General features: G+C 68.5%; 21 protein-coding genes. 14 read left to right on the forward strand and 7 right to left on the reverse strand.

The window, feature by feature from the left end; genetic code table 11:
- The 3 genes from RT97_RS13385 to RT97_RS13395 are packed head-to-tail and all read right to left on the reverse strand — an operon-like array spanning position 1 to position 2,132.
- Positions 1–996 (reverse strand): FAD binding domain-containing protein, encoded by a 996-nt coding sequence (locus RT97_RS13385; RefSeq protein ID WP_042579256.1) that lies wholly within the window; start codon positions 994–996, stop codon positions 1–3.
- The gene (locus tag RT97_RS13390) at positions 989–1,636 is read right to left on the reverse strand and encodes a (2Fe-2S)-binding protein (RefSeq protein ID WP_042579257.1); all 648 of its coding nucleotides are present in this window, start codon (positions 1,634–1,636) and stop codon (positions 989–991) included. The genes RT97_RS13385 and RT97_RS13390 overlap by 8 nt, the downstream gene beginning before the upstream one ends.
- 40 nt (positions 1,637–1,676) lie before the next feature.
- Positions 1,677–2,132 (reverse strand): DoxX family protein, encoded by a 456-nt coding sequence (locus RT97_RS13395; protein WP_042579258.1) that lies wholly within the window; start codon positions 2,130–2,132, stop codon positions 1,677–1,679.
- A gap of 120 nt (positions 2,133–2,252) precedes the next feature.
- Between RT97_RS13395 and RT97_RS13400 the strand changes: the two genes are divergently transcribed.
- Positions 2,253–3,161: a LysR family transcriptional regulator gene (locus RT97_RS13400; protein WP_042579259.1), complete on the forward strand. Its 909-nt coding sequence runs from the start codon at positions 2,253–2,255 to the stop codon at positions 3,159–3,161.
- Positions 3,162–3,189: 28 nt separating this feature from the next.
- Here RT97_RS13400 and RT97_RS13405 read toward each other — a convergent pair whose 3' ends face one another.
- On the reverse strand, positions 3,190–4,191 hold the full coding sequence (locus tag RT97_RS13405; RefSeq protein WP_042579260.1) for a sialic acid TRAP transporter substrate-binding protein SiaP: 1,002 nt from the start codon (positions 4,189–4,191) through the stop codon (positions 3,190–3,192).
- Between the two features lie 318 nt (positions 4,192–4,509).
- Here RT97_RS13405 and RT97_RS13410 point away from each other — a divergent pair, with 318 nt between their 5' ends.
- Positions 4,510–5,037, forward strand: a complete 528-nt coding sequence (locus RT97_RS13410; protein WP_042579261.1) for an O-acetyl-ADP-ribose deacetylase — start codon at positions 4,510–4,512, stop codon at positions 5,035–5,037.
- 40 nt (positions 5,038–5,077) lie between these two features.
- A complete protein-coding gene (locus RT97_RS13415) occupies positions 5,078–6,832 on the forward strand; it encodes an IlvD/Edd family dehydratase (RefSeq protein ID WP_042579262.1) in 1,755 nt (584 codons plus the stop codon).
- A 27-nt stretch (positions 6,833–6,859) separates the two neighbouring features.
- Here RT97_RS13415 and RT97_RS13420 read toward each other — a convergent pair whose 3' ends face one another.
- Positions 6,860–7,477 (reverse strand): DJ-1/PfpI family protein, encoded by a 618-nt coding sequence (locus RT97_RS13420; protein ID WP_042579411.1) that lies wholly within the window; start codon positions 7,475–7,477, stop codon positions 6,860–6,862.
- Between the two features lie 61 nt (positions 7,478–7,538).
- On the opposite strand from RT97_RS13420, the gene RT97_RS13425 reads away from it, so the two are divergent.
- The 3 genes from RT97_RS13425 to trhA all read left to right on the forward strand — a co-directional run bounded on the left by RT97_RS13425 (position 7,539) and on the right by trhA (position 11,048).
- Positions 7,539–8,873 carry a PLP-dependent aminotransferase family protein gene (locus RT97_RS13425; protein WP_042579263.1) on the forward strand — a complete coding sequence of 445 codons (1,335 nt, stop codon included), beginning with the start codon at positions 7,539–7,541 and terminating at the stop codon, positions 8,871–8,873.
- An 87-nt stretch (positions 8,874–8,960) separates the two neighbouring features.
- Positions 8,961–10,400 carry a glycerophosphodiester phosphodiesterase family protein gene (locus tag RT97_RS13430; RefSeq protein WP_042579264.1) on the forward strand — a complete coding sequence of 480 codons (1,440 nt, stop codon included), beginning with the start codon at positions 8,961–8,963 and terminating at the stop codon, positions 10,398–10,400.
- Between the two features lie 24 nt (positions 10,401–10,424).
- The gene (gene trhA, locus RT97_RS13435) at positions 10,425–11,048 is read left to right on the forward strand and encodes a PAQR family membrane homeostasis protein TrhA (RefSeq protein ID WP_042579265.1); all 624 of its coding nucleotides are present in this window, start codon (positions 10,425–10,427) and stop codon (positions 11,046–11,048) included.
- 9 nt (positions 11,049–11,057) lie between these two features.
- Here trhA and bla read toward each other — a convergent pair whose 3' ends face one another.
- On the reverse strand, positions 11,058–11,942 hold the full coding sequence (gene bla / locus RT97_RS13440; protein WP_042579266.1) for a class A beta-lactamase: 885 nt from the start codon (positions 11,940–11,942) through the stop codon (positions 11,058–11,060).
- A gap of 169 nt (positions 11,943–12,111) precedes the next feature.
- Between bla and RT97_RS13445 the strand changes: the two genes are divergently transcribed.
- From RT97_RS13445 to RT97_RS13480, 8 genes are all read left to right on the forward strand, one after another.
- Complete coding sequence (locus RT97_RS13445; RefSeq protein WP_042579267.1) at positions 12,112–12,450, forward strand: ArsR/SmtB family transcription factor; 339 nt, start codon at positions 12,112–12,114, stop codon at positions 12,448–12,450.
- 26 nt (positions 12,451–12,476) lie between these two features.
- On the forward strand, positions 12,477–13,013 hold the full coding sequence (locus RT97_RS13450; RefSeq protein WP_042579412.1) for an SRPBCC family protein: 537 nt from the start codon (positions 12,477–12,479) through the stop codon (positions 13,011–13,013).
- A 39-nt stretch (positions 13,014–13,052) separates the two neighbouring features.
- On the forward strand, positions 13,053–13,796 hold the full coding sequence (locus RT97_RS13455; protein WP_042579268.1) for a glutamine amidotransferase: 744 nt from the start codon (positions 13,053–13,055) through the stop codon (positions 13,794–13,796).
- 106 nt (positions 13,797–13,902) lie between these two features.
- Positions 13,903–14,541 carry a CDP-alcohol phosphatidyltransferase family protein gene (locus RT97_RS13460; protein WP_042579269.1) on the forward strand — a complete coding sequence of 213 codons (639 nt, stop codon included), beginning with the start codon at positions 13,903–13,905 and terminating at the stop codon, positions 14,539–14,541.
- Between the two features lie 28 nt (positions 14,542–14,569).
- Positions 14,570–15,151 carry a glutathione S-transferase family protein gene (locus tag RT97_RS13465; RefSeq protein ID WP_042579270.1) on the forward strand — a complete coding sequence of 194 codons (582 nt, stop codon included), beginning with the start codon at positions 14,570–14,572 and terminating at the stop codon, positions 15,149–15,151.
- A gap of 6 nt (positions 15,152–15,157) precedes the next feature.
- Positions 15,158–15,817, forward strand: coding sequence for a histidine phosphatase family protein (locus tag RT97_RS13470; RefSeq protein WP_253278230.1), 660 nt, complete (start codon positions 15,158–15,160; stop codon positions 15,815–15,817).
- A gap of 41 nt (positions 15,818–15,858) precedes the next feature.
- A complete protein-coding gene (locus tag RT97_RS13475) occupies positions 15,859–16,821 on the forward strand; it encodes a DnaJ C-terminal domain-containing protein (protein WP_042579271.1) in 963 nt (320 codons plus the stop codon).
- Between the two features lie 2 nt (positions 16,822–16,823).
- Complete coding sequence (locus tag RT97_RS13480; RefSeq protein WP_042579272.1) at positions 16,824–17,141, forward strand: chaperone modulator CbpM; 318 nt, start codon at positions 16,824–16,826, stop codon at positions 17,139–17,141.
- A 33-nt stretch (positions 17,142–17,174) separates the two neighbouring features.
- On the opposite strand, the gene RT97_RS13485 is transcribed toward RT97_RS13480, so the two are convergent.
- A complete protein-coding gene (locus RT97_RS13485) occupies positions 17,175–18,911 on the reverse strand; it encodes a dipeptidase (protein WP_042579273.1) in 1,737 nt (578 codons plus the stop codon).
- Positions 18,912–18,996: the final 85 nt, after the last annotated feature.

Consider the following 18,996-nt stretch of genomic DNA (forward strand, 5'->3'; position numbering starts at 1 on the left):
TCAGTTCCTGTCCTTGGCCAGCATGAGCGCATCGGTCACCGTCTCGATGCCGAGCGCCACCTTGAACGCGTTGTGTTCGAGCGGCTTCGCACCCGCGAATGCCAACTCGGCCGCGCGCCGTGCGGCGGCCCGCGTGAGCGGCAGGCCGACCAGGCTGCGCTCGGCTTCCGTCGCACGCCACGGCCGGGTCGCGACGCCGCCGAGCGCGATGCGCGCATCGGCCACGCGGTTGCCGCGGATGTGCAGCGCCACGGCGGCCGAGGCGAGCGCGAAGGCATACGACTCGCGGTCGCGGATCTTGTGGTAAGTCGAGGCGCGCCCGACGGGCCCGCGCGGAATGCGGATGCGCACGATCAGCTCGTCGGTCGCCAGCACCGTCTCCAGGTGCGGCGTGGCCCCGGGTTCGCGGTGCAACTCGCGCACCGCCACCGTTCGCTCGCCGCGCGGGCTCACGGTGTCGACCACCGCATCGAAGGCGGCGAGCGCGATCGCCATGTCGCCGGGGTAGATCGCCACGCAGGCCTCGCTGCCGCCGAGCACCGCGTGTCCGCGGTTCGCCCCGCCGATGGCCGCGCAGCCGCTGCCGGGCACGCGCTTGTTGCAGGCGAATTCGGGGCCGCCGCGAAAGTACGCGCAGCGCGTGCGCTGCAGCAGGTTGCCGCCCACGGTCGCCATGTTGCGCAGTTGCTGCGAGGCCGCTTTCCAGAGCGACTCGGAGAGCGCCGGGAATTCGCGCAGTACCACCGCGTGCTCGGCCACGTCGCTCATCGCCGCCAGCGCGCCGATGCGCAGCTCCGTGCGATCGCTCGCGTCGATGCGCCCGAGCCCTTCGATGCGGGTGATGTCGATCACCGTGGCGGGCGCCTCCACGCCGAGCTTCATCAGGTCGAACAGCGTGGTGCCGCCCGCGAAGTAGCGCGCGCCAGGCTGGTGGCGCACGAGCAGTTGCACGGCCTCGCCGGTACTGCGGGGGCGAAGGTAGGCGAAGTCATGCATGGCGGATTCCCTCGCTGCGCTGCATCTGCGGCGCCGCTTCGCGAATGGCTTCGAGGATGCCCGCGTAGGCGCCGCACCGGCAGATGTTGCCGCTCATGTATTCGCGGATCTGCGCGTCGCTGGTGGCGTGGCCTTCGCGCACGCAGGCGATCGCCGCCATCACCTGGCCCGGCGTGCAGTAGCCGCACTGCAGCGCGTCGTGGTCGATGAAGGACTGCTGCATTGGGTGCAGCGTGCCGTCGGGCGACTCGATGCCTTCGATGGTGGTGACGGCGCAGCCATCGGTCTTTACCGCGAGCGTGAGGCACGAGGCCACGCGGCGGCCGTCCACGTGCACCGTGCAGGCGCCGCACTGGCCGTGGTCGCAGCCTTTCTTGGCGCCGGTGAGGCCCAGTTGCTCCCGCAGCACGTCGAGCAGCGAGGCGCGCGGCTCGAGCGCCAACTCGTACGGCTTGCCGTTGATGGTCACGCGGGTGGACTGCGAGCCGGCGTGCGGATTGGCCGGGGCTTCAGCGGGTGTTGCGGCAACAGCGCCGCAGGTGGCGGCCACGCCGGCGCCTGCCGCGGTGGTCATCATGAAAGTGCGCCGGCTGAGGGCGGGCTTGCCGGCCGCCGCGCGCAGTGTCGGGGTGTCGTTCATCGTGGGCTTTCTTCTTGGGAAGGAATCGGGAGAGCGGCCGTCAGAGTTCGCGGCCGCGCCATGCATCGACCGAGCCCCGGCCGCTGCCGCGCGCGGTGATGAAGAACGCCACGAAGACCAGCATCAGCGGGTACTCGAAGCCGCGGTCGATCCAGGGGAAGGTCGGCGCCAGCAGCCAGCTGATGACCAGCATCTGCACCGTCACCATCGGCGCGACAAGGCGCGTGAGAAAGCCCACCGCCAGCATCAGCCCGCCCAAGCCTTCGAGCAGCGCGATGAACCAGCCGATCAGCGGCGCCGCGGGCAGGTGCAGCACATTGGCGATCAGGTTGACCGAGCCTGCCATCGGGTCAGCCATGGAGCCGTGGCTGCGGCCCAGCAGCTTGGGCACGCCGTGCGTCATGAGCATCAGCCCGAAGGCGATGCGCAGCAGCAGGTAGCCCAGGGGTTCGAGGCGGTCGTAGACGCCCCGCAGACGCGGAAAGATCAGTGGCATGAAGTCGCTCCTCTTGTGTTCGAGAGCGAGTCTCTCTATTCCCTTCCATTGAATAAAGACGGAAAAGCTGTCAATACAATCCAACGGAACTCAACAATCAAGACCGAGGACGGACGCCAGATGGACCGCTTCGACGCCATGCGGCTCTTCACCCGCATCGTCGAGCTGGGCAGCTTCACGCAGGCCGCCACCACGCTCGACATTCCGCGCGCCACAGCCACTCACGCCATCAAGGAGCTGGAGGCCCGCTTGCAGGTTCGGCTGCTCGAGCGCACCACGCGGCAGGTGCGCACCACGGCCGACGGGCAGGCCTTCTACGAACGCTGCCGCCTCCTGCTGCGTGACCTGGAAGACGCGGAGTCCTCGCTCGCGCAACTGGCCGTGAACCCGCGCGGGCGGCTTCGCATCGACATCCACGGCGCCCCCGCCAACGACCTGCTGCTGCCGCGCATCGAGGAGTTCCATGCGCGCTATCCGCACATCGAACTCGCGATGGGCAGCGGCGACCGGCTGGTGGACCTCGTGCGCGAAGGCGTGGATTGCGTGGTGCGCGCCGGCGAGCCGCGCGATTCGTCGCTGGTGACGCGGCGGCTCGCGCTGGTGCCGCAGGTCACGTGCGCGAGCCCGGGCTACCTCGCGGCGCACGGCACGCCGCTGCAGCCGGCCGACCTCGCGCAGCACATCGGCGTCAACTTCTTCTCGGCGTCACGGCCCGATGTGTTCCCGTACTGCTTCGAGGTCAAGGGCAAGGTCCAGGAGCACACGCTCAAGGGCTGGATCAGCGTCAACAGCGCCGACAGCTACAAGCTCTGCGCCGAGCAGGGCTGCGGAATCATCCAGGTGCCGCGCTACGGCATCGAGCGGCAGCTGCGCGAGGGCACGCTGGTGGAGATCCTCGCGCACACGCCGTGCCCGCCGATGCCGCACTCGGTGCTGTACCCGCACCACCGGCAGCTCTCGCCGCGGGTGCGGGTGTTCATCGACTGGGTGACGCAGGTGTACGTGGACCGCTTCGGCGCGCTCAGGTAGCGGCTGGGCCGCTTTCTGTTCAGAGGCCCTAGTTCGCGCCGCCGCCCAGCGCCTGCAGCTTGGCGTAGTCGCCCGGCCGCGCACCGAACTGCTCGGGCGTCGAGCGCTTGGCGATGCGCTCGAGAAACGCCTGCCGGTTGACCGGCGAGACCGTCATGCCCTTGCCGCGCAGGAACTGCTCGTCTTCGAGCTCGCCGGCGATCACGCCGACGTTGGTCCACTTGGCGGTTTCCACGAGCGTCTTCTCGACCATCGCCTGCTGCGCCGGCGTCAGCTTCGCCCACGCGGCCTTGCCGATGACGATGCCCAGCGTGTCGTAGATGTGCCCGGTCAGCTGCACGTATTTCTGCACCTCGTAGAGGCGCTTGTCCTTCACGGTGCCCAGCGGGTTTTCCTGCGCTTCCACCTCGCCCTTCTTGAGCGAGCCGTAGAGGCTCATGAAGGGCAGCGTGACCGGCTTGGCGTCCAGCGCGGTGGCAAAGAGCTGGTAGGCCGAGGCATCGGGCACGTAGAGGCGCAGGTCGCGGAAGTCCTCGGGCTTCTGCAACGGCTTGCTCGAGGTGACCTGCCGCGCGCCGTAGTACACCGGGGCGACCATGTGGTTGCCGCTCTTCTCGTCGTAGCCCTTCATCAGCTCGGCGAGCAGCGGGCTCGCGAGGTACTTGCGCATGTGGGCAAGGTCCTTGAAGGCAAAGGGGTAGCTGCCCAGCCGCAGCGGCGGATAGCCCTCGGCCAGCGTGGCCTGACCGACGTAGGCGATCTGCATGGAATCGTTCGCGAGCATCAGGGCGAAGTCGCCCTCCTGCCCCAGCCTGGACGAGGGCACGACCTCGATCTTGATCTTGCCCTCGGACTGCTCGCCGATCTTGCGTGCCGCCAGCTCCGCCTGCTGGTGAAAGATGCTGCCGGGCTCGAAGACGTGGCCCCATTTGAATTGCAGCACCTGGGCCTGGGCGGCCGCGCTCGCGACAACGCCACCCAATGCCATCAGCAGGACGCCCGCCCGGCGCCACGGCAAGAAGCTTTTCATGAACTCTCCCTTGGTTGAGAAGGCCAGACCCGTGCAAATTGCGCGCCAGTGCAAGGTCTGCCGCCGGAATCGGCCCGGCGAACGGATCGTAAGGATTTGAAACAAAGGTGGTAACCGGGGTTTGCCCGACTGCGACATGCCGCAAGGCTCGGAATGCCCATCGGATTTAGGATGCGTGCTCGCACCGACACCACCACGAGCGACCGACATGCAGATCACCCAGGGGAATCACCCAAGGCTCGGGCACTTCGAACCGCCGGGCGGCTACCGCGCTTCTCGAAGCACTTGCCGTGTCGCCACGCAAGTGATCGCCGCACCATGAGCATCCTGCTGCGCGCGCTCCGCGCCGACATCACCACCCTGCAGGTCGATGCCATCGTCAACGCCGCGAACTCCTCGCTGCTCGGCGGCGGCGGCGTGGATGGCGCGATCCATCGCGCCGCCGGGCCGGACCTCGTGCACGAATGCCGCCTGCTCGGCGGCTGCAAGACAGGCGACGCCAAGCTGACCAAGGGCTACCGGCTGCCGGCCAGATTCATCATTCACACGGTAGGACCGGTATGGCGCGGCGGCACTTCGGGCGAGCCCGAGCTGCTGGCGTCCTGCTACCGACGCGCGATGGCGATTGCACAGGCGCACGCGGTGCAAAGCCTCGCCTTTCCGAGCATCAGCACCGGCATCTACGGCTACCCGATCGAACTGGCCGCGAAAACCGCCGTTGCCACGGTGCGTGCCGCCGCGAGCGAAGCGCCGTCCGTGCGCGAAGTCGTCTTCTGCTGCTTCTCGCCGGCCGACCTGGCGGTGTACGAAGCGGCACTCGGCGATGCGAGCGCCCCCGGCGGCTAGCCTCCAGGTCCGACGAACAACAGACAACCCACGACCACCCATGCCAGATTCCCCCTTCGAGCCCGACGACAGCGCCCCCGACAGCAACGCAGGCATGCGCAAGGGCCTGACCAACTACGGCGACCGCGGCTTCTCCCTGTTTTTGCGCAAGGCCTTCATCAAGGGCGCGGGCTACACCGACGCGGCGCTCGACCGGCCCGTGGTCGGCATCGCCAACACCGGCAGCGCCTACAACCCGTGCCACGGCAACGCGCCGCAGCTCATCGAGGCGGTCAAGCGCGGCGTGATGCTCGCGGGTGGCCTGCCGATGGACTTTCCGACGATCTCGGTGCACGAGAGCTTCGCCGCGCCGACCAGCATGTACCTGCGCAACCTGATGTCGATGGACACCGAAGAGATGGTGCGCGCACAGCCCATGGACGCGGTGGTGCTCATCGGCGGCTGCGACAAGACCGTGCCCGCGCAGCTGATGGGTGCGGCTTCGGCAGGGCTGCCGTCGATCCAGCTCATCACCGGCTCGATGCTCACCGGCAGCCATCGCGGCGAGCGCGTGGGCGCCTGCACCGACTGCCGGCGCTACTGGGGCAAGTACCGCGCCGGCGAGATCGACATCGAGGAAACCGCCGACGTCAACAACCAGCTCGTGGCGAGCGTGGGCACCTGCTCGGTGATGGGCACGGCCAGCACCATGGCCTGCATCGCCGAGGCGCTGGGCATGACGATGCCGGGCGGCGCCTCGCCGCCAGCCGTGACGGCCGACCGCATCCGCATCGCCGAAGAGACCGGCGCCCAGGCGGTGCAGATCGCGCGCGACCGGCTCACCATCGACAAAGTGCTGACGCCGGCCGCATTCGAGAACGCGATGCGCGTGCTGCTGGCCATCGGCGGCTCGACCAACGGCATCGTGCACCTGGCCGCCATCGCGGGGCGCATGGGGCTGGACATCGACCTGCACGCGCTCGACCGCATGGGCCGCGAGACGCCGGTGCTGCTCGACCTGAAGCCCTCGGGCCAGCACTACATGGAAGACTTTCACGCCGCGGGCGGCATGGCCACGCTGCTGCGCGAACTCAAGCCGCTGCTGCACCTGGACGCGCTCACGGTCACCGGTCGCACGCTCGGCGAGGAGATCGAACGCGCCGGACCGGGCTTCAGGCAAGACGTGGTGCGGCCCGCGAGCCAGCCGATCTATCCGCAGGGCGGCATCGCGGTGCTGTGGGGCAACCTCGCGCCGGGCGGCGCGATCATCAAGCAGTCGGCCGCCGATGCGAAGCTCATGGAGCACGAAGGCCGCGCGGTGGTGTTCGAGAACGCCGAGGACCTGGTGACCCGCATCGACAGCGACGCGCTCGACGTGACGGCCGACGACATCCTCGTGCTCAAGAACATCGGCCCCAAGGGCGCGCCGGGCATGCCCGAGGCCGGCTACATCCCCATTCCGCGCAAGCTCGCGCGGGCGGGCGTGAAGGACATCGTGCGCATCTCCGATGGCCGCATGAGCGGCACCGCCTTCGGCACCATCGTGCTGCACGTCACGCCGGAGTCGGCCGTCGGCGGGCCGCTGGCCTATGTGCAGAGCGGCGACCGCATCCGGCTCAGCGTGGCGAACCGCGACATCTCGCTGCTGGTGTCAGATGAAGAACTCGCGCGCCGCGCGAAGGAAACGCCGGTGGCAGAGCCGACCGCCGACCGGGGCTACAAGAAGCTCTTCCTGCAGACGGTGACGCAGGCGGACAAGGGCGTGGACTTCGATTTCCTGCGCGCGCCGAACACGGTCGGCAAGGTGCCGCGCTGAGCGAAGGTTGGCTGCTGTGCCCTCGCCTCAGGCGGCGGCGGGCACCGGTGCCATGAACGGCGCGATGTTTCGCATCGCGCGCTCGACGTAATCTTCCTTTTCTCCGACGGGCGCCACATAGTGCATCGCGCTGCGGGCCTCTTCTGCGCTCACGAGGCGAGCGATGACCCAGGCGGCGAGGTACTGCGACGCGAGGCAGCCGCCCGCGGTCGCCACGTTGCCGTTGGCAACGAAAGGCTGGTTCAGCACGGCAACGCCCGCAGCCTGGACCCACGGCCTGGTCGTCAGGTCCGTGCAGGCCGTCACGCCGTCGAGCAACCCGAGCTTGGCCAGCACCAGCGCGCCGGAGCACTGCGCGCCCAGAAGCTGCCGCGACGGGTCGAGCTGCAACTGCGCCATCAAGCCCGCATCGGCGACGACCTCGCGCGTCTGCATGCCGCTGCCGACGATGACCACGTCGGCCTCGCTCGCCTCGCGAAGCGACGCCTGCGCCTCGATCACCACGCCGTTCATCGAACGCACGCGCGCGGTCGGGCTCGCGATCGACACGCGCCAGCCCGGCGTCTTGATGCGGTTGAGGATGCCGAGCGCGATGAGCGAGTCGAGCTCGTTGAAGCCTTCGAAGGTGAGGATGGCGATGTGCATGGGCCGCATCGTAGGCATGTCGATCAATACAATCAAAAAATTGTCATGGATACATTGCCGCATGCCCCAAGCCCGCTACAAGCAGTTGGTCGATGCGCTCGCCGCGCAAATTCGCGAGGGCAGCCTGCCGCCGGGCACGCGCCTGCCCACGGTTCGCAAACTTGCGGCGCAGAAGGGCCTGGCCCTCGTGACCGCAGGCCGCGTCTATGCAGAGCTGCAGGCGATGGGCCTCGTGAGCGGCGAAACCGGCCGCGGCACCTTCGTGCGGGAGAGCCTCTTGCCCCGGGGCCTGGGCATCGACCAGCACGCCGCGGCAACGGGCATGGTCGATCTCAATTTCAACTACCCGTCGCTGCCGGGGCAGGCCGAGATGCTGCGCGCGGGCCTGCGCCAGCTCGCCGCCTCGGGTGACCTGGAAGCGCTGCTGCGCTACCAGCCGCACGGCGGGCGCCCACACGAACGCGCGATCGTCGCCGGGCACCTCTCATCGCGCGGCCTTGCCGTGCATGCGGACAACGTGATGATCGTGAGCGGCGCGCAGCACGGGCTCGCCACGACTGTCATGGGGCTGCTGCAGCCAGGCGACGTGGTCGCGACCGATGCGCTCACCTACCCGGGTTTCAAGGTGCTGGCCGAAGCGCACCGCCTGGAGCTGGCGCCGGTTCCCGCATCCGGCCATGGCCCCGACCTCGACGCGCTGGAGCGGCTGTGCAAGAGCCGCCGCGTGCGCGCCATCTATGCGATGCCCACGCTGCACAACCCGCTCGGCTGGGTGATGAGCGCGAGCCGTCGGCGGCAGCTGGTGGCGATCGCGCGGCGGCACGGGCTGCTCATCATCGAGGACGCGGCCTACGCCTTTCTCGCCGAAGACGCGCCCCCGCCGCTGGCCGCGCTGGCGCCGGAATCGACGGTGTACATCTCGGGGATTTCCAAGAGCATCGCGACCGGGCTGCGCGTCGGATTCGTCGCCGCGCCCAACGCGTGGGTGCCGGCGATCGAACGCGCGATCCGCGCAACCACCTGGAACACGCCCAGCGTGATGACGGCCATCGCCTGCGGCTGGCTCGAGGACGGCACCGTGACGCGCCTCGAGGCGGACAAGCGCAGCGATGCGATGGCCCGGCAGGCGATTGCCGCCGACGCCTTCGCCGGCATGCGGTGCATACGACACCCGTCGTCTTATTTCGTTTGGCTACCGCTCGCGGAAGAGGTGCGCGCCGACCAGGTGGCCCAGGCGCTGATGCGCGACGGGATCTCGGTGTCGACGGCCGAACCTTTCGCGACCTCCGCGCAGGTGCCGCATGCGATTCGCCTCGCGCTCGGGTCGGTCGGTCTCGACACGCTGCACGATGCGCTCGCGCAGGTCCGGCGCACGATCGACGCACACGCCATCTGAGGCGCGGGCCGGCGGCGGTCACCGTGCCGTCACGGGCCAAACCTAGCATCCGCCGGCCTTCGTCCCTCAAAACAATCGAAAACCAAAATGACAAAGAACCTTCCTGCGCCCGCTCCCCGTCCGCTGCGCGCGGCCCTCGTCGCCCTCGGCGGCAGCCTGGTCATCGCAGCCTGCGGCGGCGGTGGCAACGACGGGCCGGTGTTCCCGATCATTCCGCCGGCACCCGCGCCTGCGCCCGCTCCGGTCCCGGCTCCGCAGCCCTCGCCGCTGGGCACGCTCGACGGCTCCGTTCCCCTGGTCATCGGCCATCGCGGCCTGCCGGGCCTGTTCCCCGAAGAGACGCAGAAGGCCTACGAGGCCGCGGCCGATGCCGGCGCCGATTCGCTCGAGACCGACCTGCACCTCACCAAGGACTGCGTGCTCGTCGCGCGCCACAACCCCTGGCTGAGCGACAACACGAACGTGGCCGAGGTCGCCAAGACCAACCCCACCGTGGCCGGCCGCAAGCGCACCGTGCCGGGCGTGCTGGTCGACGTGACGTACCCGCCGGTGGCCGCAAACGGCCCGCCGCAATACCTGAGCGACCTGACCGACCCCAAGGACCCGAAGTCGGTGCTCAAGTCGCTGATCGTCGACGGCGAGGACCACACCAACGACTGGTCGATCACCGACTTCACGATGGCAGAGCTCAAGCAGTGGATCGCCGGCACCACCTACGACGCCGCCGACCAGCGCCCCACCGAGCTCAACGGCAAGCTGCCGATCCTGAGCTTCCAGGAAGTGATCGACATCGCGAAGGCCAAGTCCAAGTCCACCGGCCGCACGCTCACCGTGTACCCGGAAACCAAGAACCCCATCTGGAACAACGCGCAGGCCATCGCCAACGGCTGCGGCGCCGCCGGCAGCCACCCGCTGGAAGACGCGCTCCTGAAGATCATGAACGCCAACGACCTGAACCGGAAGGACGCGCCGATCTTCGTGCAGAGCTTCGAGCCCGAGAGCCTGAAGTACCTGCGCTCGGCCGGCCTGAAGGCCCGCGCGGTGCAGCTGGTGGACGGCAACGCCATCGACTTCAAGACCGGCGAGATGATCTACGTCACCAACGACGTCTACACCTTCGTGGACGGCCGCCCCTACAGCTGGACGCTGGCCGGCAACCCCAAGTGGTTCGGCGAGATGCTCACGCCCGCGGGCCTGGCCGAGGTCAAGACCTACGCCGACGGCATCGGCCCGTGGAAGCCGCAGGTCATGGCGCACACCATCGTGCCTTTCAAGGACAAGGGCACGCTGGCCGACGTGAACACCGTCAAGCCCACCGCGCTGATCGCCGATGCGCACAAGGCCGGCCTCATCGTGCACAGCTACACCTTCCGCAACGAAGCCAAGTACCTGGCGGGCGTCGACAAGGGCGACCCGGCAGCCGAGTACCTCGCGTACTTCCGCGCGGGCATCGACGGCGTGTTCTCGGACTTCGCGAACACGGCCTTCGCGGCACGCCAGGCGTACCTGAAGGAAACCGGCCGCTGAGGCCGGGAAAGGCAGGCGGCACGCATGTATCCGGGCGAACGGCTCAACGGATACAGCCACCTTCTGGGGCTGTTGCTCGCGCTGCCCGCGGCCGCCCTGCTGCTCGCCAAGACCGTGCCCACCGGCGACCCCGCGCGCATCGCGGGGGCGCTGGTGTTCTCGCTCTCGGCCGTGGCGCTGTATGCGGCCTCCACGCTGTTCCACAGCACGCGCGGCCGCTTCAAGCGCGTGTGGGAGCGCGCCGATCACTGCGCGATCTACCTGCTGATTGCCGGCACTTACACGCCCTTCGCGCTCGTCACGCTGCAGGGCTTCTGGGGTTGGCTGCTGCTCGCGACGATCTGGGGTGCCGCGTTCTACGGCATCTGGCGCGAGCTCCAGCCGCCAAAGAGCGACACACCGCAGAAGCCGCCGCTCGCGCTGTACATCGGCATGGGCTGGCTGGGCGTGCTGGCGGCCGTGCCGCTCGCCGCGCGGCTCGAGGGCGGCGGGCTCGCGTGGCTGCTGATCGGCGGCGTGCTGTACACCGCCGGCACCTTTTTCTATCGCAACCAGTTCGGCTTGCGGCATGCGCACGGCGCGTGGCACCTGTTCGTGCTGGCGGGAACGGCAAGCCACTATGTGGCCGTGGGTTGGTTCGTGCTGTAGCAGCGCGGATCAGGCCAGCGCGCCCACCGCGATGCGCGTCGCCGAGGCCACGACATCGTTGCGCACCTTCGCATCCTTCTCCGGAAACGTCAGGTAGACAGCCAGCACCAGGGGTGCGCCGGCCGGTGGCCAGAGCACGCCGACGTCGTTGTTCGTGCCGTAGGAGCCCGCGCCGGTCTTGTCGCCGACCTTCCAGCCCGCGGGCACGCCCGCGACGAAGCGCTCCTTGCTGGTGGTGTTGCCCAGCAGCCAGGTCTTGAGCTGCTCGCGCTGCGAGGTGCCGAGCGCGTTGCCAAGCACCAGCCGCTCGACGCTGGCCGCCATGGCCGCAGGCGTGGTGGTGTCGCGCAGGTCGCCGGGGATGGCGGTGTTGAGCTCCGTCTCCCAGCGGTCGAGCCTGAAGGCATCGTCGCCCGACGAGCGCGCAAAGGCCGTCACCGCGGGCGGGCCGCCGATGACCTTCATGAGCAGGTTGGCCGCGGCGTTGTCGCTGTACTGGATCGTGGCCGCGCACAGGTCGGCCACCGTCATGCCAGTCGCGACGTTCTTTTCGGTGATGGGCGAGTTGGCGATGATGTCGCCCTTGCTGTAGTTGACGCGCCGCGCGAGCAGGCCGCCCTCCTTTGCGCTGCGCTCCAGGACGGCTGCGGCGAGCATGAGCTTGAAGGTGCTGCAGAACGCAAAGCGCTCGTCCGCGCGATGCTGCACGCGCGCTCCGGTGGCGGTGTTGAAACCGACGACGCCGAGCCGCCCGCCCGATGCGGCTTCGAGCGCGGCCAGTTGCGCCGACGCATCCTGCTGCCCGCCCTTGGCGGACCACGCGGTACAGGCGCTCGCGAGCGGAAGAACGGAAGCGGCGAGCAACAGGGTGCGGCGATGTACGAGAAGATTCATGGGTTGTATGGCGAGTGAATGGAACGAGCCCTCATCGTAGGAGCGCCATCGCGCAGACCCAAGCGCGCCGCAGTGCGTCGGCGTCTCGCGTGTATCGGGTGTAACGGCCAGGTTTTTACATTCAACCATGTGGTTGAACAATCCTCGAAAGCCGTCTATATTCAACTTCATGGTTGAACTAGACGACGAACGGCTCGACGCCGTGTTCCACGCCCTGGCGGACAGCACGCGCCGCACGATGCTGCAACTGCTGGCTCAGGGCGACTGCAGCGTGGGCGAGCTCGGCGCGCCGTTTCGCATGTCCTTTGCGGGCGCCTCCAAACATGTCAAGACGCTGGAGCGCGCGGGACTGGTCTCGCGCACCGTGCACGGCAGGGCACACGTCTGCAGGCTCGAGCCGGCGGCGCTGGCCACGGCCGACGCCTGGCTGCGTCACTACGAAGGCTTCTGGAACACCCATCTCGACGCGCTGGCAGAGGAGCTGCGGCGCGAGACATCCGGCAAGTGAACGACACCCTCAAGGAGCGCAATTCCATGACCCCCAAGCAGAGCCTCGGCACGTTGATCGAACCCGCCACCCTTCGCGTGGAGCGCATCTTCCCCGCACCGATCGAACGCGTTTGGGCCTACCTCGTCGATCCGGAGAAGCGCAGGACCTGGCTGGCCGGCGGCACCATGGCCGCGGCGCCGGGCGGCATATTCGAGCTGCGCTTCCAGCACACCGAACTCTCCGGCGAGGAAGCGCCTGAGCACTATGCGGCCTACCGCAAGACGCACGTCCAGACGTCGCGCGTGGTGCGCATCGAGCCGCCCAAGCTCCTGACGATCAGCTGGGGCAGCGAAAGCGACGCCGCCTCCGAAGTCACCTTCGAGCTCACGCCGACGGGCGACGGCACACGGCTCGTGCTCACGCACCGGCGCCTGCCCGACCGCAAGGAAACGGTCAGCGTCTCGAGCGGGTGGCATGCCCATCTCGACGTGCTCGACGATGTGCTGAACGGGCGCACGCCGCACGGATTCTGGACGAACCTCGAAGCGGTCGAGAAGGCCTACGAGGCCGGCATTCCCTGAGCATCCACCCGCGCATTTCGCCTGCGGCATGATCCCGGCATGGACAATCACCGCCCTCACCCGCTCGTCATCGTCAAGCTCGGCGACACCCATGCCACGCTGCGCGAACGCCGCGGCGATTTCGAATACTGGATCGCCGACGGCCTCGATGCGCCGGCCCTGCCCCTCCTCGTGGTCGACCCGCGCCGCGGCGACACGCTGCCCGCACCGGACACGGTGTCCGGCGTGGTGGTCACCGGCTCGCATGCGATGGTGTCGCACCGCGAGCCCTGGAGCGAGCGCACCGCCGAGTGGCTCGCCCGGCTCGTGGCGCAGAACACACCCGTGCTCGGCATCTGCTACGGCCACCAGCTTCTCGCCCATGCGCTCGGCGGCGAGGCGGGCGACCATCCGCGGGGCATCGAGATCGGCACGGTGACCGTCACGCTCGACGAAGCCGCCGCCACCGACCCGCTGCTGCAGGGCCTGCCGGCCGAATTCCCGGCGCACGTGGTCCACCTGCAAAGTGCGCTGCGGCTGCCCGAAGGCGCCGTGCGGCTGGCCGGCAACGCGCACGAGCCGGTGCAGGCCTTCCGCGTGGGCGACAGCGCCTGGGGCGTGCAGTTCCACCCCGAATTCGACGCCGAGACGATGCGCGGCTACATCGACATGCTGGCGGGGGAGCTGAAGGCCGGGGGCACCGACGCCGCCGCGTTGCGGGGCGGCGTGGGCGACACCGAAACGGCCGCGGCGCTGCTGGGCCGCTTCGCCCGGATCGTCGAGGCGCGCCAGGCCGGCGGCTGAGGGCGCAGGCAGGCAACAGGCGCCGTCACGGCGTCGGAGCGCGACTACAAGAACGGTCCCGCGCTTGGGTTAAGGTGCGGTCCATCGTCGATACCGAAGCCTCTTCATGACCACCCCCTCCCCCGTTCCGGCCCGCAAGCATTTCTCGATGATCCGCGGCTTCCACCTGGCCGACGTGTTCACGCTGGGCAATGCGGCCTGCGGGGTCGGCGCGGTGTTCCTGGCGATGGCGTACATGGCGAGCCAGTCGCTCGCGCAGTTCCTCTGGGCGGCGGCACTCGCGCCGGCGGCTTTCATCTTCGACGTGTTCGACGGGCGCATCGCTCGCTGGCGCCAGACGCATTCCGCGCTCGGCCGCGAACTCGACTCGCTGGCCGACGTGATCTCCTTCGGCGTCGCACCCGCCGCGCTGGCCTTCGCGGCCGGCCTGAGCGGCGGATGGGACTGCCTCATCCTCATTTATTTCGTGTGTTGCGGCGTGAGCCGGCTCGCGCGCTACAACGTCACGGCCGAGGCGTTGTCCGAAGGCGCCGACAAGGTGAAGTATTTCGAAGGCACGCCGATCCCGACCAGCGTGGTGCTGGTGGGCGTGCTGGCCTGTGCGGCGTGGCAGGGCCGCATCGGCGATGCAGTCTGGGGCGGGGCCTGGACCCTCGGCCCGTGGCTGCTGCATCCGCTCGCGCTGCTGTTCGCGCTGTCGGGCACGTTGATGATCAGCAAGACCCTGCGCATTCCCAAGTTCTGACCTCACGTCAAGCAGAAGGAGACACGCCATGACCATGAAGCTCTATTTCGACCCGCAAAGCCGCTCGCAAGTGGCCAAGTGGATGCTCGACGAAGCCGGCGTCGACTACGAGATCGTGACCACCCTCATCAAGGACAAGGCGCACAAGCGCCCCGAATACCTGAAGATCAATCCGGCCGGCAAGCTGCCCGCGCTGGTCGACGGGCGCACGCGCATCTTCGAGAACGCCGCCATCTGCATGTACATCGCCGAGAAGTTTCCCGGCAAGCGGCTCGCACCTTTTGCCGGCACGCCCGAGCACGGTCGCTATCTCTCGCTGATGGTCTATTCGACCGCGCAGCTGGAGCCCTCGATGGGCGACAGCTTGCTGCACATCCGCAGCAACAACAGCGCGCGCGGCTGGACCAACTTCGAGGAGGCCAAGAACGCGGTCGAGCGCGAGCTGGGCTACGGCCCATACCTCTTCGGCAAGCAGTTCACCGCGGCCGACGTGATGATCGGCTCGATGCTCATCTGGTACCGCACCTTCGGCGGCAAGCTCAACCGCCCGAAGCTGGACGCCTACGCCGACCGCCTTCAGGCACGCCCCAAGGGCATGAAATTCGGCTGAGGCCCGATGAGCATCGATCGCATGTCACAAGCCACGCCCTCCCCTCACACCGCCGCCGGCGGCCTCGATGCGCTGGTGCGGATCGCCGCCACCCAACCGCTCGCGCCGGACTGCGACCACTTCTACTTCCTGCGCCACGGGCAGACGGGCCGCAATGCGCTGCGCATCTTCCAGGCGGTCGATGAACCGTTGAGCGAGCTCGGCCTGCAGCAGGCGGCACGCGCCGCCGAGCTGCTGGCGGGCGAGCCCATCCGCACCATCGTCTGCAGCGATGCGCGCCGCGCCTTCGACACCGCCCACACGGTGGCCGCCGCGCTGCGGCTCGCGCCGACCGCGCGGGCGGAACTGCGCGAGCGCAACTTCGGCGCGCTGATCGGCACCTCGTCCGCCAACATCGACTGGGCCTGCGAGCCCGAAGGCGGCGAGACGCTCACGCAGTTCGTCGCCCGCAAGCGCGCCGCTCTCGACGCGGCGCTGAAGCAACCCGCGCCGGTGCTGGTGGTCGCGCACGGCGGCACGCTCTACGCGCTGGCTGCGCTCTTGGGCGTTCCCATCGATGTCACAGTGCTCGGCAACGCGCAGCCATTGCGTTTTTCGCGCAGCGGCCCCACATGGGCCATAACGCCGCTGTTGCGGCATGCGGGCGGCGAGGCAGCCCTGGCATAGCCGGACCGCCCGGTACGCCGTCCATCGAAACCACAGGCACCATGGAATTCAAGGACTACTACAGCGCACTGGGCATCGAGCGCACCGCGTCGGACGACGAGGTGCGCAAGGCCTATCGGAAGCTCGCACGCAAATACCACCCCGACGTCAGCAAGGAGCCCGACGCCGAGAAGCGCATGCGCGAGATCAACGAGGCCAAGGACGTACTGGGCGACAAGGAAAAGCGCGCCTCCTACGACGCGCTGGCCGATCGCGTCGCGCGCGGCGGCAGCCCCGAGGGCGACTTCCAGCCGCCGCCGGGCTGGGACTCGGGCTTCGAGTTCCACCGCGGGCCGCGCCAAGGGCCCGCCGACCATGCGGACTTCAGCGAGTTCTTCTCGTCGATGTTCGGCGAGGCCGAGCGGCGCGGCGCCGCGCGCCAGAACTACCGCGCGCGCGGCGAAGACCACCACGCGGCCATCGAGATCGCACTCGAAGACGCGCTCAACGGCGCCGAGCGCGAGATCACGCTGCGTGCGCAGACTGTCGATGCACAGGGCCATCCGCAGTGGGAAAACCGCACGCTCAGCGTGAAGATCCCGCCGGGTGTGCACCCCGGCCAGTTCATCCGCCTCGCGGGACAGGGCATGCCCGGCCATGGCGGCGAAGCGGCCGGCGACCTGTACCTCGAAGTGCGCATCGCGCCGCACAAGCTCTACCGCGTGGAAGAGCGCGACATCTACATGACGCTGCCCGTCACGCCCACAGAGGCCGCGCTCAGCGCGCAGGTCGAGGTGCCGACACCGGGCGGCGGCGTGGTCGAGGTCACGGTGCCGCGCAATGCGCGCGGCGGCATGAAGCTGCGCCTGAAGGGCCGGGGCCTGAAGGGCAAGACGCCCGGGGACCTGTACCTGCTGATCGAGATCGCGCTGCCGCCTGCAGACAGCGACGCCGCGCGCGCGGCCTACGAGCAGCTCGCGCAGGCCGCCTCTTCGTTCAACCCGCGCCAGCACCTGGGAGTCTGAGCATGGCGACTGTTTCCGTCACAACCGCTACCGCGATCAGCGCCTCGCAACCGCTCGCGATGAACGATCTGGCCCATGCCGTGGGCGCCGACACCGCCTGGGTGGTGCAGTTGGTCGAGGTCGGCATCGTGCAGGTCACCACGGCCGAGGCGCCGCCCGAACGCTGGCAGTTCTCCAGCACCGACCTGCAATGCGCGCTCGAGGCACGCAGGCTGGAGCGCGACTTCGGCGTGGGCCTGGATGCCGCAGCGTTGATCCTGGACCTTCAGCACGAGGTGCGGCGGCTCAAGGCCGTGCTGCAGGCGCACGGCGTGCGCTGAAGCGAAGACCGAGGCCGCCTCACCCCGCCCGGCTCACCGCATCTGCTGCAGGTTGCCGATGCGCACCAGCATTTCTGTGAACATCTGCAGGTCGGCGTCGAGGTCGGGCACTTCCTTGTATTCCTTGGCGTTGTGGCCCGTGTACTTCTTGCCGGGCATGCCGGGGCCGAAGCTGATCGCGTTGGGCATCTGCTTGGCCGTGGTGGCGCCGGCCGCGGACACGGGCTTGGCCTCGAGTCCGGTGGTGTCGCCGTAGATGTTGAGCAATGTCGACAGCCACTGGCCCGAGGGGTCGCGCGCCATCCAGTTGCCTTGGTCGTACTTGATCTCGACCTTGGCCTTGTTCTCCGCGGCCCATTCGTTGATTTTGGCTTCCACCTGGGCTTTGAGCTCCTCGGGCGTGCGGCCGCGCGGCATGCGCGTGTTGACCGCCATCACCAGCCGGCCGTCGGCGCCGGTGCGGATCAGGTTCGGCGAGAACGTCAGCGGGCCCATGAAGTCGTCCTTGTAGCCCACGCCCATCTTCTCGCCCAGGTAGCCGGTTCCGTAGAGCGTATCGATGTACTTCACGGCCTTGAGGAACTGGTTGTCGGCCAACGCGACACCCGACTCCTGCAGGAACAGGCCCAGGCGCGGCAGCGGATTCACGCCGTTCTGCGGCTCCGAGCCGTGGGCCGAGGTGCCGGTGACCTTGATGTCGATGCCGTCCGTGCCGCGCGTGATGGCGATCGCGAACTTGCCCTGCGGCTCGTACTTCTGCAGGAAGCCGGACTTGGCAGCTTCGAGCTTGGCCTGCACCGCAGCGAGGTCGCCGCCCTTGAGCGTGGCGGTGGCGGTCTGCGAGATCGCGTTGACCGCGGCGGCCGCCCCCATGTCGGTGATCGCGGTCACGTTGCCATCGGTTTTTTCCGCCGGGAAGAACACGCTCAGCGAGCCCGCGCCCTTCTCGGCCACGACGGCCGGATAGCCGCTGTCGAGCACGATGTTGTATTCGGGCAGCTTGGTCTTGCCGCGGTAGTACTCCATGGCATCGCCGCCGGTTTCCTCGGTGGTCTCGATCATCAGGCGCATGGTGCGCTGGATCGGGATGCCGCTTTCCTTGACCGTCTTCATGGCGTAGAGCACGGCCGCGATGGAGCCCTTGTCGTCGATGGTGCCGCGGCCGTAGAGGCGGTCGCCCACGCGCTTCATCGTGAAGGGGTCGAGCGTCGTGCCGTCGTCCAGCACCCATTCGGAGAGCACCGCGGGCACCACGTCCGAATGCGTGAGGATGCCGAACTCCTCGCTGCCCTTGCCCTTGAGGCTTACCTCGAAGATGCGGTTGTCGACGTTGCGGTAGGCCAGTCCGAAATCCTTTGCCATCTTCTCGACGAGCTTGCCGAAGTCGACGATCGCCGGGTTCTCGTGCGGCGGGATCTGCACGTTGCGCGCCGTCGGCAGCGCCACCATGGTGCCGAGGCTCGCGATCACCGCCTTCTGGTTGTGCAAGCGGTTGTAGAGGCCGAGCAGGCGGCCGATGTTGGTGAGGTCGTCGCCGGCCAGCGTCGCCTTCTTGCGGTAGGCGGCCACCGCGGGTTTGAGCGTGGGATCGGCCTTCTCGGCCTGGGCGAGAAATGCATTGAAACTGGACGGGGTCTTGCCGCCCTGCCAGGCCGCCGCGAACTGGTCGAGTGCGGGTTTCTTGAGCGTGTCTGCGAAGGCCGGTGCGGTGAGGCCAACTGCCGTGAGGCCCAGGGTAAGGGCCGACAACGAGACGCGAAATTGCTGCATGAGGGTGACTCCCTGTTCACGAAAAATGGAGCCTTTGACGATACCCCGAGCCATGCTTGCGGCATGCCGCATCGCGCTACGAAGA

Source organism: Variovorax paradoxus (assembly GCF_000834655.1).
GTDB classification, from domain to species: Bacteria; Pseudomonadota; Gammaproteobacteria; order Burkholderiales; family Burkholderiaceae_C; genus Variovorax; species Variovorax paradoxus_F.